11 protein-coding genes are annotated in these 12,892 nt (G+C 62.5%); 10 read left to right on the forward strand and 1 reads right to left on the reverse strand.

The genetic code is table 11. The features are described from left to right. Position 1 precedes the first annotated feature (1 nt). Genes waaC through C4J91_RS02345 form a run of 6 tightly spaced genes read left to right on the forward strand, consistent with a single transcriptional unit; the run spans position 2 to position 5,924 of the window. Complete coding sequence (gene waaC, locus C4J91_RS02320) at positions 2–1,063, forward strand: lipopolysaccharide heptosyltransferase I (protein ID WP_124360970.1); 1,062 nt, start codon at positions 2–4, stop codon at positions 1,061–1,063. After that, positions 1,063–2,187: a glycosyltransferase family 4 protein gene (locus tag C4J91_RS02325; protein ID WP_124360971.1), complete on the forward strand. Its 1,125-nt coding sequence runs from the start codon at positions 1,063–1,065 to the stop codon at positions 2,185–2,187. The genes waaC and C4J91_RS02325 overlap by 1 nt, the downstream gene beginning before the upstream one ends. Then, positions 2,184–2,990, forward strand: a complete 807-nt coding sequence (gene rfaP / locus C4J91_RS02330) for a lipopolysaccharide core heptose(I) kinase RfaP (protein WP_124360972.1) — start codon at positions 2,184–2,186, stop codon at positions 2,988–2,990. Before C4J91_RS02325 ends, rfaP begins: the two co-directional genes overlap by 4 nt. After that, a complete protein-coding gene (locus C4J91_RS02335; RefSeq protein WP_124360973.1) occupies positions 2,990–3,724 on the forward strand; it encodes a lipopolysaccharide kinase InaA family protein in 735 nt (244 codons plus the stop codon). Before rfaP ends, C4J91_RS02335 begins: the two co-directional genes overlap by 1 nt. Beyond that, complete coding sequence (locus C4J91_RS02340; RefSeq protein WP_124360974.1) at positions 3,721–4,473, forward strand: lipopolysaccharide kinase InaA family protein; 753 nt, start codon at positions 3,721–3,723, stop codon at positions 4,471–4,473. Before C4J91_RS02335 ends, C4J91_RS02340 begins: the two co-directional genes overlap by 4 nt. Further along, the gene (locus C4J91_RS02345; RefSeq protein WP_124360975.1) at positions 4,473–5,924 is read left to right on the forward strand and encodes a lipopolysaccharide kinase InaA family protein; all 1,452 of its coding nucleotides are present in this window, start codon (positions 4,473–4,475) and stop codon (positions 5,922–5,924) included. Before C4J91_RS02340 ends, C4J91_RS02345 begins: the two co-directional genes overlap by 1 nt. 125 nt (positions 5,925–6,049) lie before the next feature. Here C4J91_RS02345 and C4J91_RS02350 read toward each other — a convergent pair whose 3' ends face one another. Then, positions 6,050–8,128 carry a TonB-dependent receptor gene (locus tag C4J91_RS02350; protein ID WP_124360976.1) on the reverse strand — a complete coding sequence of 693 codons (2,079 nt, stop codon included), beginning with the start codon at positions 8,126–8,128 and terminating at the stop codon, positions 6,050–6,052. A gap of 206 nt (positions 8,129–8,334) precedes the next feature. On the opposite strand from C4J91_RS02350, the gene C4J91_RS02355 reads away from it, so the two are divergent. The 4 genes from C4J91_RS02355 to C4J91_RS02370 all read left to right on the forward strand — a co-directional run bounded on the left by C4J91_RS02355 (position 8,335) and on the right by C4J91_RS02370 (position 12,860). Continuing rightward, entirely contained in the window at positions 8,335–8,670 is a 336-nt protein-coding gene (locus C4J91_RS02355; protein WP_124360977.1) for a YceK/YidQ family lipoprotein, read from the forward strand. A 132-nt stretch (positions 8,671–8,802) separates the two neighbouring features. Further along, entirely contained in the window at positions 8,803–10,560 is a 1,758-nt protein-coding gene (locus C4J91_RS02360) for a carbamoyltransferase (RefSeq protein WP_124360978.1), read from the forward strand. Further along, a complete protein-coding gene (locus tag C4J91_RS02365; RefSeq protein ID WP_124360979.1) occupies positions 10,561–11,457 on the forward strand; it encodes a GNAT family N-acetyltransferase in 897 nt (298 codons plus the stop codon). It begins immediately after the preceding gene. Next, positions 11,454–12,860 (forward strand): PIG-L deacetylase family protein, encoded by a 1,407-nt coding sequence (locus C4J91_RS02370; RefSeq protein ID WP_124360980.1) that lies wholly within the window; start codon positions 11,454–11,456, stop codon positions 12,858–12,860. The genes C4J91_RS02365 and C4J91_RS02370 overlap by 4 nt, the downstream gene beginning before the upstream one ends. The last annotated feature ends 32 nt before the right edge of the window (positions 12,861–12,892 follow it).

The raw sequence follows: 12,892 nt of genomic DNA on the forward strand, positions 1-12,892 counted from the left end.
GTTGCGGGTACTGGTAATCAAGACCTCATCCCTGGGCGACGTGATCCACGCCTTGCCGGCACTCACCGACGCGGCGCGGGCGATCCCCGGCATCCGTTTCGATTGGGTGGTGGAAGAAGGCTTTGCCGAAATTCCGACCTGGCACCCGGCGGTGGACAAGGTGATCCCGGTGGCGATTCGTCGCTGGCGCAAGAACCTCTGGCAAACCATCAAGAGCGGCGAATGGCGGCGTTTCAAACAGGCCGTGCAGTCGACCAAGTATGACCTGGTGATCGATGCCCAGGGCCTGCTGAAAAGTGCCTGGCTGACCCGCTACGTGCGGGCGCCGGTCGCCGGCTTCGATAAAACCTCAGCCCGCGAGCCCCTGGCGGCGCGCTTCTATTCCCGACGCCTGGCCGTGGCCCGTGGGCAACATGCGGTGGAGCGGTTGCGCCAACTGTTTGCCGTGGCGCTGGGCTATGACCTGCCCAAGGGCCTGGGCGACTACGGCTTGAGCGTCGAGAAACTGCTTGGCCTGCCGCCGAAGAAACCCTTCGTGCTGCTGCTGCACGGCACCACCTGGGACACCAAGCACTGGCCCGAAGCCTACTGGCGCGAACTGGCCGAACGCATGGCCCGCCTGGGCGTGGACGTGAAGTTGCCGTGGGGCAACGCCGCCGAAAAAGCCCGCGCCGAGCGCCTGGCCCAGGGCTTGCCCAACGCCGAAGTGCTGCCAAAACTGAACCTGGCGGGCGTGGCCCGTGTATTGGCTGGTGCGCGCGCCTGTGTGGCGGTGGACACCGGTCTCGGCCACTTGGCGGCGGCGCTGGATGTGCCGACCATTTCGCTGTTCGGGCCGACCAACCCGGGCCTCACCGGCGCCTACGGCAAAGGCCAGGTCCACTTGGCCAGCGACTGGCCGTGTGCGCCGTGCCTGCAAAAGCACTGCACCTACCAACCCACCGCCGATGACCTGCGGCGGTTCGACATCACGCGCGAGTCGCCCCTGTGCTTCACGCGCCTGAATCCTGAGCGCGTAGCAAGCCGACTGAGCGCGTTGTTACTGGCTGAGGAGCAGCACTGATGCAACTGGCTTTCGTACTGTACAAATACTTTCCCTTCGGTGGGCTGCAGCGTGACTTCATGCGCATCGCCCTGGAATGCCAGCAGCGCGGCCATCAGATTCGTGTCTATACGCTGATCTGGGAGGGCGATATCCCGCCCGGCTTCGAAGTGCTGGTGGCGCCGGTCAAGGCGCTGGTCAACCATCGCCGCAACGAAAAGCTCTACGCCTGGATCCAGGCCGACCTGGCCAGGCGCCCGGTGGACCGAGTGGTGGGCTTCAATAAGATGCCGGGGCTCGACCTGTACTTCGCCGCCGACGGCGTGTTCGAAGACAAGGCCCAGACGCTACGCAACCCGATGTACCGCTGGTTCGGGCGCTACAAGCACTTTGCCGAATACGAGCGTGCGGTGTTCGACAAGAACGCCAAGACCCAGATCATGGTGCTGTCCGAGCATCAACAGCAACTGTTCAGCCAGTATTACGGCACCCAGCCCGAGCGGTTCCACCTGCTGCCGCCGGGCATCGCCCGTGACCGGCGCGCGCCGCCGAACGCCGCCGACATCCGCGCTGAGTTTCGCCGTGAGTTCGGCCTGGCCGAGGATGATTTGCTGCTGGTGCAGATCGGTTCGGGTTTCAAGACCAAGGGCGTCGACCGCAGCCTCAAGGCCGTCGCCGCATTGCCGTCCAAACTGAAAAAACGCACCCGCCTGTTTGTAATCGGCCAGGACGACCCCAAAGTCTTCCAATTGCAGAGCGCCACGCTGGGCCTGGGCGACCAGGTGCAGTTCTTCAAGGGCCGCAACGATATCCCACGCTTCCTGCTCGGGGCGGACCTGTTGATTCACCCTGCCTACAACGAGGCGGCCGGCATGGTGCTGGTCGAAGCGGTGGTCGCCGGCCTCCCGGTACTGGTGAGCCGGGTCTGCGGCTACGCGTTCTACATCGACAAGGCCCAGAGCGGCCGGGTGTTGGACGAGCCGTTCGAACAGGCCCAGCTCAACCAGTACCTGGTGGATATGCTCGAAGATCCACACGCGCGTGCGACCTGGAGTCGCAATGGTCTGGCCTTCGCCGAGACGGCCGACCTGTTTAGCATGCCGCAGTACGCTGCGGACCTGATTCTGGCGGAGCCAAACCGATGAAGTTGATTCTAGCCGAACCCTTCAACACCCTCTGGGCCGGACGCGATGCGTTCGCCGAGGTCGAGAAGCTGCAAGGCCAGGTGTTCCGCGAGCTGGCCGCTCGCCGTACGTTGCGTACGGTGGTGCAGGGCCAACCCTATTTCGTGAAGATCCACCGTGGCATCGGCTGGGGCGAAATCCTCAAGAACCTGGTCACCGCCAAATTGCCGGTGCTGGGCGCAGGCCAGGAGTGGCTGGCGATCCAGCGCTTGCAGGAACTGGGCGTGCCGACCATGACGGCGGTGGCCTTTGGCGAAAAAGGCAGCAACCCGGCCGACCAGCATTCGTTCATCATCACTCAAGAGCTGGCGCCGATCATCAGCCTGGAAGACCTGACCCTCGATTGGGTCAAGCATCCGCCGGTGCCGGCGATCAAGCACGCCTTGACCGTCGAGTTGGCGAACACCGTCGGGGCGATGCACCGGGGCGGCGTCAATCATCGCGATTGCTACCTCTGCCACTTCCTGCTGCACACCGACCGGCCCATTGCGGTCGATACCCTCAAGCTGTCGGTGATCGACCTGCACCGCGCCCAGGTGCGTGCGACGATCCCCGTGCGCTGGCGCAACAAAGACCTGGCCGGGCTGTATTACTCTGCCCTGGAAATCGGCCTGACCCAGCGCGACAAGCTGCGCTTTCTCAAGCATTACTTTCAGCAGCCGTTGCGTCGGATCCTCGCCGAGCAAACCGCGCTGTTGCGCGAACTGGAACGCATGGCCGCCAAGCTCTATGCGCGCAAGCAGCGCTACGGGGATGCGCTCTGATGGCGGGTTGGAATCTGGAACCGGCCTACGCCGCCCTCGCGGACGACTTCGGAAGCCTGGAAGCGGTGTTTGCCCTGCAAGGTGAGCGCCTGACCCGCGACCCACTGTCGGAAGTGATTCGGGTGGAGCGCGGCGGGGTCAATTATTACGTCAAACGCTATGTCGGGGCTGGCAAAGGCCTGCGCCGCTACTTGGGCAAGCCGCGGGTCAAGTCCGAGTGGCAGAACCTCAAGCGCTTTGCCAAGTGGGGCATTCCCACCGCCGAGGTCATCGCCTGGGGCCTGCAACGTAGCGGATTGGCCTACGACCGTGGCGCGATGATCACCCGTGAGCTGCCCAAGACCGAAGACCTGTCGGCGTTGGCAGAGCGCAACGATCCGCGCCTCAAAGACCCCACGTGGGTCGATGCGATCAGCCGCCAGCTCGCTGAATACACGCGCACCATGCACGATCACCGCTTTACTCATAACGACTTGAAGTGGCGCAACCTGCTGGTCGACGACCAGCGCACCCTGTACCTGATCGACTGCCCCAACGGCGATTTCTGGCGCGGTTTCTGGCTCAAGTACCGCATTACCAAAGACCTGGCCTGCCTGGACAAGGTCGCCAAGTATCATCTGTCGGCCACCCAGCGCCTGCGTTTCTACATGCAATACCGCCAACGCACGCACCTGAAGACGTCGGACAAACAACGAATTCGCCATGTGGTGAAGTTTTTCGAGGGACGTGAATGAGTGACTTCCTGGCGGCCGAAGACCGCGCTTTGCTTGAGCGCAACGGCCTGGCTAGCTTCGACGCGCTGTGGGCCCGGCAACTGGATGCGGTGGACGAGCCGAACACCAGCGGCGACGGCTGGAGCAGCGTGTATCGCCTGGAGCTTGAAGGTCAGGGTTACTACCTCAAGCGCCAGAGCAACTACCTGACGCGCACCTTGCACCGGCCGTTTGGCGAACCGAGTTTTGCCCGCGAGTTTCGCAATATCAGCCTGTACCGAAAGCTGGGTATCCCGGCCTTGCAGGCAGCCTTTTTTGGCGAGCGCAAGGTTGCAGGCGAGCGCCGTGCGATGCTGCTCACCCGTGCCCTGGACGGCTGGAACGACCTGGACTCGTTGCTGGAGCAATGGACGCAACTGAGCGACGCCCAGCAGCACGCGATCCTGCTGGCCTGCGGCAAGCTTGCGCGGCATTTGCACAGCGTGGGCCAGGTGCACGGCTGCTTTTATCCCAAGCATATTTTCCTGCAGGGCCGTGGCGACAGCTATGCCGCGCAACTGATCGATCTGGAAAAGACCCGCCCGCTGTTGTTCGGCTGGCGTGACCGGGTCAAGGACCTGGAACCGCTGCTGCGCCGTGCACCGCAGTGGACCGACGCCCAGGTGCGACAGCTGTTGGCGGCTTACCTTGAGCAGCCCGAAGAGAGTGCATTGGTGTCTACCTGGCACCAGCGCCTGACGGCGCGCCGCAGCCACAAGGAGAACCGCTGATGCGTTTGTCCGAGCTGAAAAGTGCCGGTCGTACACCCCGCCTGCCGCTGACCCTCGATCTGGCGGATGCGGCAGGTCCGGGGCAACTGCAACTGCTCAGCCTGTTGCGGGTATTGCCAGGGCAGCGCTACGTCGGCGCTGCCGTGTGGCGCGGTCGCCCGGTGCTGGCCAAGTTGTTGGTGGGCAGCAAGGCGGCGCGGCATTTTCAACGTGAACTCAGCGGTGTGCGGCTGTTGGCCGAGCAAGGCTTGACCACACCGCTGTTGCTCGCCGACGGTTTGCAGGAAGGCGAGGGGGGCTGGCTGCTGTTCGAGTTTCTCGAAGGCGCCCAAAGCCTGGCCGACGCCTGGCTCGCTGTCGAAGGCTTGCCGCCCTTGGCCGATGAACAAACCGCTGTGCTCGCCGAAGCGCTCGGCGCGATTGCGCAGATGCATGCCCAAGGGCTGTGGCAGGAAGACCTGCACTTGGACAACCTGCTGCGCCAGGACGGCAAACTGTATTTGATCGATGGTGCCGGAATCCGTGTCGAAGAGGCGGGCAAGCCGCTGTCGCGCAATCGGGTGCTGGAAAACCTCGGGGTGTTCTTTGCCCAGTTGCCGAAAAACCTCGAGCCGTTTACCGAAGAATTGCTGGTGTACTACCTGCTGGCAAACGGCGAACATGCCTTGCCCCTGGAAGCGCTCGAAAAGCAGGTGCGCAAAGTCAGCGCCTGGCGCTTGAAGGACTATCTGAACAAGGTCGGTCGCGACTGCACGCTGTTCAGCGTGGTGCGCGGGGCCTTCGGCCTGCGCGCGATTCGGCGTGAAGAAGAGGCCGCCATGCTGCCCGTGCTGGAGCAGGCCGATGCGCTGCTCGACCAGGGCCATCTGTACAAGACCGGTGGCGCGGCGAGCGTGGCCAAGGTCGAAGTGGCCGGCCGACCCCTGGTGATCAAACGTTACAACATCAAGGGTTTCGCCCACTGGCTCAAACGCTTCTGGCGCCCCAGCCGTGCCTGGCATTCCTGGCGCGAAGGCAATCGCTTGGCATTCCTAGGCATCGCCACGCCCAAGCCGCTGGCGGTGTTGGAGAAGCGCTTTTTCTGGTTGCGCAGCCGTGCGTATCTGGTCACTGAATACCTGCCTGGACCCGACATCATCGAGCGTTTTGCACCCTATGTTGAAAACGGCGATGCGCCTGAAGATGAGCTGCTGGCGCTGGACCGGTTGTTCGCCGAGTTGATCCGCGAGCGCATCAGCCATGGAGACTTCAAAGGCCACAACCTGTTCTGGAGTGAAGACCGCTGGGCGATGATCGACTTGGATGCCATGTGCCAACACAGTTCTGCTGCCAGCTTCGCTGCAGCGTATGCCAAGGATCGTGCGCGGTTCATGCGTAATTGGTCGCAGGGCAGTGCGTTGTATCAGGTGATTGATCAGCGTTTGCCAAAAGAGGTCAGCGCCGCCGGTTGAAGCGGGCCTTCGGCCCTATCGGGGGCAAGCCCCCTCCCACATTTGACTGTTACACATCTGAAGATGTGAACACAGTCAGTGTGGGAGGGGGCTTGCTCCCGATGGCGCCCGCTCAGGCGCTGCAGTCAGAACTGATACTCCGCCCCCGCCCCCGCATACCATGACCGCCCCGGCGCCGCTTCGTAGTAGCGACCATTGCCGTCCCCCACGATCACCGACCCTACATACTGACGATCCAGCAAGTTATCCAGGCGCAAGGTCTGGTGAAAGGTCCAGTGCTCTGCCTTTTGCTCGAACCGCGCGCGCCAGTTGAATACGCTGTAGCCCGGTGCGGCGTGTTGGCGGTTGGTGTCTTCGACGTAGACTTTGCTGCGGTACATGCCTTCGAGGGCGCTACTGACCCAGTCGCGCGGTTTCCAGTTCAGTTCGGTGAACAGCGTGGTTTGCGGCACGCCGGGCAGGTAGTTGCCTTTGTCGATGGTATTCGCGCCACTGGCAAAATCGCTGTCGTAGGTGGCTTGCAGGCGGGTATAGGCGAGGCTGGTACTCCAGTGCTCGCTAAGCTGGCTTTCCAGGCCCAGCTCGAAGCCGCGACGCAAGGTTCTGCCGGCGTTCTGGTAGCTGGTGCGACCATCGACGGATTGCTGCACCACCAGTTCGTCGTCGGTGGTGATCTGGAACACGGCGGCGTTGACGCGGGTGTTGCCCAGCTGAGCCTTCAAGCCGATTTCGTATTGGGTGCTTTCAGACGGCTTCAAGCCAAAGTTGAAGCCCTCGACATTGCCCGGTGCATAAGCCAACTCGGCCTGGGTGGGCGTTTCGAAGCCTTTGCCTGCGCTGACGTAACCGTGCAGGTCGGGCGTGAACGCGTACATCACGCTCATCGACGGGGTGTTCTTCTGGTAGGTCTTGTTGCCGCTGGCGTCGCCATTGCTCAGGAATTGGTCGTCGACGTCCATCTGCATGGTGCTATGGCGGATGCCGGCTTGCAGGGTCCAGCGGTCGAGGGCCCAGTTGGCCTGGATATAGGGATCGAGGCTGCGAGCGGTGTCGATTTCGTTGCGGCGTAGCTGGCCTTTCACGCCCAGGGTGTTGCCGCTGTAGTTCTGATAGCCGTGGCGGCTGTCTTCGCTCTGGTCGAAGTCCAGGCCGGTGATGATCATCAACTCGCCCGGCGCGCGTTCGATGGGCTGCATCCAGCGCACGCTGCCACCGTAGAACTTGCGGTCGAATTGCACGACGCCACCGCCACGCTCGTTCGCGGGCGTGCCCTTGGGAATCGACAGGTATTGAATCACGCTACGCCGCCCGGTATAGGCGTTGACCTGCAAGGTCGCCTCGCCAAAGTACCGTTCGTAATTCATGCCCAATTGCTGATGATCGATACTTTTACGTGTGTTGTAGGTCAGCGCATTGGTGCTCACCGAGCGTGGATCAGCCTTGTACGCCGCCCAGGTCTGCCCCAGCGGATCTTGCGTGCCATTCTGTTCCAGGCTGCTGTAGATCAAGGCCAGCTTGCTGTCGTCATCCGGCTGGAAATTGAGCTTGGCGAACGTCTGGTCGCGGCGCGCGCTGCTATGGTCGCGATAGCCGTTGGTGTCCATGCGCGAGGCGTCGAGCACGAAGCCGGCGCCGTTGGCCGCACCTTCGGCGGTGAGGTGGTTTTTGTTCAGCCCGTCGCTGCCGACCAGGGTTTCGGCACCGATGCGCGGCGGGCCCTCGCCGTCGCGGGAGAACATCTGGATCACCCCGCCGGCGTTGCTGCCATACAGCGTCGCGGCGGGGCCGCGCAGGACTTCGATGCGTTCGGCGGTGTCGAGGTTGAAGGTCGCTGCCTGGCCCTGGCCGTCCGGGGTGCTGGCGGGAATTCCGTCGGCCAGCAGCTTGATGCCGCGCACGCCGAAGGCTGAACGGGCGCCGAAGCCACGGGAGGAGATTTGCAGGTCCTGCGCGTAGTTCTGGCGGTTCTGCACCACCAGGCCGGGCACACGGGACAAGGCTTCGGAGGCGTTGATGCCGAGTTGGCCGTCGCTGATCTGTTCGCGGCTGATGCCATCGACCGAGTAGGGCAGGTCAAAGGTGGGGCTGGCGCTGCGCGAACCGGTGACCACGCTGGGGTCGAGGATCAGCGGCGCATCGTCAGCCTGGGCGGTATTTACCAGGCCCAGGAGCAGGGCCAGGCAAGCGGGGGTAGATGAGTTCATGAACAGGTCAGGTCCGTGGCGCCACCCGACTCAGGTGCGCGGGTGCAAATATCGCAAGTTTAACGATTCAGCCTGGGAATTGCCGAGTTCCTTGCCGTTGGGCCGAATGAGAGGTTTCCTACGCCAGGCAGCGGCTATGGAAACCTGAGTCGGCGGCTCTAGGGTGCTAGATTTTCGGTCCTCTCAATAAGAAAGAAGTAGCAAATATGTGGACGCTTATCGTGCGGTTATCGGTGCTGCTGGGAATATCTTTGCTGCTGGGCGGCTGCGGTACCGCGACCACTGTGCTGCGAGGTGATGACGTCACTGTTCGCGAGCTCAGGGGCAAGAAAACCTATTGCCAGTCTGTTTCACGCATCTACAGCGGCGTGGCGTATGACCTGTGTGTCCTGCACGGGCCGCCCAATTCCGCAGGCGGACTCTCGCTGAACGGTATTCCGTGGGCCATTCTCGATGTGCCCCTCTCCGGAGTGCTGGATACGCTCGTCCTGCCCTATACCCTCTACCGGCAAAACGCCGACGGTAACCTTGAGCTTCGCTAGCCCTTGGCGCTAACAGCTTCCTAGTGCTTTTAAGCTATAATCCCGCCCTTTAGCTGTTTCCCGCCCGTGCGGGAGGCACACTTTTTTCAGGCGCGACCCGCCTGCATGCAGACTAAAAGAGGCTAGACCCCAGTGGCATTGACGATTCTTGGCCTGTCCGGCGCCCTTAGCCATGATCCTTCCGCGGCCCTGTATATCGACGGCAAGCTGATCGCGGCCGCCGAAGAAGAGCGCTTCGTACGCGACAAACATGCAAAGAACCGCATGCCCTACGAGTCGGCGAAGTTCTGCCTGGAGCAAGCAGGCATCAAGCCTTCCGACGTTGACGTGGTGGCGATTCCGTTCGCTCCGATCAGCTTGTTCGGCGAAGCGCGATGGCACTATGCCAAGCGTTACTGGTACGCCCCGGACCGCGCGCTCGACGCGATCCTGATGGGCAACCGCCGCTACAAGCGCTATCGCAACAAGATCGTCTGGTGCCTGGAGCAACTGGGCTTTGATCCGAAGAAAATCAAGATCGAACCGGTTGAACACCACCTGGCCCACGCCTCCAGTGCCTACCACTGCTCCGGCTTCCAGGAAAAAACCGCGATCCTGGGCATCGACGGCAAAGGTGAATACGCCACCACGTTCTTTGGTTACGGCGAAAACGGCAAGATCCACAAGATCAAGGAATTCTACGATCCGGACTCCCTGGGCGGCCTCTACGGCGCGATCACCGAGTTCCTCGGTTTCGAGATGCTCGACGGTGAGTTCAAGGTCATGGGTATGGCGCCTTATGGCGATGCCAGCAAATACGATTTCTCGCGCCTGGCCTCCTTTGAAAATGGCGAGTTGGTGATCAACACCGATTACGCCAACGTCATCGGCCTGCGTCGCTATAAAGAGAAGGGCAAGGGGTTCTACTTCTCGCCAAAACTGATCGAGTGGCTGGGGCCCAAGCGAGAAGGCGATATTGCCGACGAGCCGTACATCCACTACGCGGCCAGCATGCAGGCACTGTTCGAGAAACTGGCCTTGCAGATGATCGACCATTACCTGGGCGACATCCTCAAGGACACCGGCAAGCTGGCCTTTGCCGGCGGCTGTGCGCTGAACGTAAAGCTGAACCAGAAAATCATTGCCCGCGATGACGTCAAAGAGCTGTTCGTGCAGCCGGCGTCCGGCGATGCCGGCACTGCCGTGGGTGCGGCCGCCTATGTCTCCCACGCCCGTGGTGTGCCGGTTGAGAAGATGGAGCACGTCTATCTCGGCCCGTCCTACAGCAACGAAGATGTCATCGCGGCGTGCGCCAAGCACGCGAGCAAGCCGAGCTGGCGCAAGATCGAAAACATGCCCAAGCGTATCGCCAAAATCATGGTCGATGGCAACCCGGTGGCCTGGTTCCAGGGCCGCATGGAGTTCGGCCCGCGTGCTCTGGGCGGTCGTTCGATCATCGGTTGCCCCAGCGCCACCGGCGTGGCCGACCGTATCAACCACCAGATCAAGTTCCGCGAGCGCTGGAGGCCTTTCTGCCCGTCAATGCTCGACACCGTGGCCCCGCAGATGATCAAGGTCGATCACCCGGCGCCGTTCATGACCTTCACCTTTGAAGTCTCGGAAGAATGGAAAACCCGCGTGCCGGAGGTGGTGCATGAAGACGGCACCTCCCGTGCCCAGGTGCTCAAGCGCGAATACAACCCGCGCTACTACGACATGATGAAGGAGCTGGAAGTCCTGACCGGCAACGGCGTGTCCCTGAACACGTCGCTCAACCGCCGGGGTGAAGCGATGATCTGCTCGCCGACCGACGCGCTGAACATGTTCTTCGGCTCCGACCTGCAGTACCTGATCATGGAAGACATCCTGGTGGTCAAGGATGGCGTGGACCCCTATGACGCCGTGGTTTAAATGCTGAACCGCTTGCGGGGCTGGCGTGAACGTGGCTGGACGCCTGTCGAGGCCGAGGTTTACGCCCAGGCCTGGCAGCGTTACGGCGGCAGTGTGGCGACCCATCCGCAGGTGATCGAACGCCTGGCCGGCCTGGCGCAGCTTCCGGTGCGCTACCTGGGTTGGGAGCAGGACGGCGAACTCAAGGGGGCGATTGCCACCTGGGGGCGCGACCTGGCCTTGTCCAAGGACGTACTCAAGCGCACCGGCAGGAAGGGCCTGTTTGACCTGGGCAATGCCGAGATCATCCTGCCGATTGCCGCCGATGCGCAGGTGCCGCTGCGCCACCGTGGGCGTTACTTGTCAGCGCTGAACGAAGGGCGCATCAGCACCCTCAAGCCCCAGGCCGAGCAATTGGCCATGGCGCGCACCCCTGAAGAACTCTCGAAAAAGTTTCGCTACAACCAGCGGCGTGAGTTGCGCTTGCTGGAAGAAGCGGGTGGCGTGGTGCGGGCGATCAACGAGTTTTCCAGCGTGGAACTGGCGGCGATCTATTGCGACCTGTTCCAGCGTCGCTGGGGTTTCCCGGCGGCCGGCGCGGCGCGCTTGGCCGAGGTGCTGGAGCTGCTCAAGGAGTTTCTGTTCGGCTCGGTGCTGTTTCTCAACGATGCCGCAATCGCTGTGCAGTTGGTGTATCAGGTGCAGTCCCGCGAATGGTTCAGCGCCGAATACGTCAACGGCGGTGTCGACCCTGAAACTCGCGCGTTCAGCCCCGGCAGTGTGTTGAGTTTTCTTAATACCCAAAGCGCCTGGGAGCAGGCGCGTGCGGCCGACAAGTCGCTGCGTTTTTCCTTCGGGCGTGCCGACCGCGAATACAAGGAGCGCTGGTGCAACCCGGTGCCGGTGTTCAGCGTATGAGCCGCAAACAGCAGTTGCTCAAGCGCCATCGGCGCAACAAACGCATTGCGCTGTTGATAGGCTTGCTGGTGCTGATCGCGACCGGTGTGCTGGTGGCCTGGTGGCTGCCGCCGATCCTCGCGGTGCTGCTGTGGGCGGCCCATGAAGCCTGGTTTGCCGACCACCTGTTCTACTCGCCAAAAGACCCTTATGCGTACGCCTTCCCGGCCGGCAGCGAACAGCGCGGTTTGCGTCTGGAGGCAGGACGGCTATTGCTGGACGCGCCGTTGGCGGCCGATGAAACCCTGATCATCGGGGTTGAGTTGAAAAGCTCATGGCTAGGGCGCTTCCTCGACCCAGCGTTGGACGTGCTGGGCCTGGAAACACCGGACCGGCAAGTCTTCGAACGGGGTGTCGCCGGGCGGCGTTATCTCAACCTGACCGGCGCCACTGAAGCACTTGCGGCGGGCAATATCGTCTTGCGCGGACGTTTTTGCCGGATCGAGGGCCAGCCGACGCTATGGCGTTTTCGCCAACCCGACTATCGCCAGCAACGCGTAATGGTGATCGCCCCCCACGCCGACGATGCCGAGCTGGCCGCGTTCAGCCTTTACAGCCAGGCGACACAAAGCTGGATCGTGACCCTGACCGCCGGCGAAATCGAAGCCGAGCATTACCAGCACATGGGTTTGCCCAAGGCTGAGGCGGCGCGGCTCAAAGGCCGCCTGCGCGCCTGGGACAGCGTTGCCGTGCCGCGTTGGGCCGGTGTGCCCGAGGCGCAGTGCGTGCAACTGGGTTATTTCTGCATGCAATTGCAGTCTATGCAGGCCGCGCCGGATCAGCCTCAGGCCTCGCGCGAAGCCGACTTGGCCGATACGCGACTGTTCCGTCAATTCAATAGCTTTGCTTTGCCCGGGGATGTGGACGGCGCGCCGACCTGGCACAACTTGATCGCCGACCTGCGCGCACTGCTGCTCAAGGCGCAGCCCCAGGTGATCGTGTTGCCCACGCCGTTGCTCGACCCGCACGCCGACCATATCTGCGCCCATGCGGCGGTGCTTGAAGCGTTGCAGGGCCTGGCGTGGCAGCCCGACACATTGCTCGGCTACGCCAATCACCTGCATGATAACGACCGCTGGCCGATGGGCGATTCCGGGGCCGGGGTGGCGCTGCCGCCGCATTTCGATGCCGCCGTAGCGCTGGTCCCGTGCAGTTTTACCCTGACCTTGCGCCAGCAACAGGACAAGGCCATGGCGCTGGGCATGATGCATGACCTGCAGCCGCGAGCGCCGTTCAAGCGTCGCGTGCGCAAGTGGTTGCAGCAGGTGCTGGCGGGCCGTAGTCCATCGCCTTATGGCGAGAACGAATTCTTTCGCAAGGCCGTGCGTCGTCACGAGCTGTTGTGGGTCCTTAAGCAGGACTGAGACCCTATCGAAGGCAGGCCGGCATGGGCCTG

The organism is Pseudomonas sp. R3-52-08, from assembly GCF_003851745.1.
GTDB lineage: Bacteria > Pseudomonadota > Gammaproteobacteria > Pseudomonadales > Pseudomonadaceae > Aquipseudomonas.

Bases quoted from the DNA above. Each gene is read 5' to 3' on its own strand.
- C4J91_RS02350 (WP_124360976.1), bottom strand. From the start codon at position 8,128: ATGAACTCATCTACCCCCGCTTGCCTGGCCCTGCTCCTGGGCCTGGTA.
- C4J91_RS02355 (WP_124360977.1), top strand. From the start codon at position 8,335: ATGTGGACGCTTATCGTGCGGTTATCGGTGCTGCTGGGAATATCTTTG.
- rfaP (WP_124360972.1), top strand. From the start codon at position 2,184: ATGAAGTTGATTCTAGCCGAACCCTTCAACACCCTCTGGGCCGGACGC.
- C4J91_RS02325 (WP_124360971.1), top strand. From the start codon at position 1,063: ATGCAACTGGCTTTCGTACTGTACAAATACTTTCCCTTCGGTGGGCTG.
- C4J91_RS02370 (WP_124360980.1), top strand. From the start codon at position 11,454: ATGAGCCGCAAACAGCAGTTGCTCAAGCGCCATCGGCGCAACAAACGC.
- C4J91_RS02345 (WP_124360975.1), top strand. From the start codon at position 4,473: ATGCGTTTGTCCGAGCTGAAAAGTGCCGGTCGTACACCCCGCCTGCCG.
- C4J91_RS02335 (WP_124360973.1), top strand. From the start codon at position 2,990: ATGGCGGGTTGGAATCTGGAACCGGCCTACGCCGCCCTCGCGGACGAC.
- C4J91_RS02340 (WP_124360974.1), top strand. From the start codon at position 3,721: ATGAGTGACTTCCTGGCGGCCGAAGACCGCGCTTTGCTTGAGCGCAAC.
- C4J91_RS02365 (WP_124360979.1), top strand. From the start codon at position 10,561: ATGCTGAACCGCTTGCGGGGCTGGCGTGAACGTGGCTGGACGCCTGTC.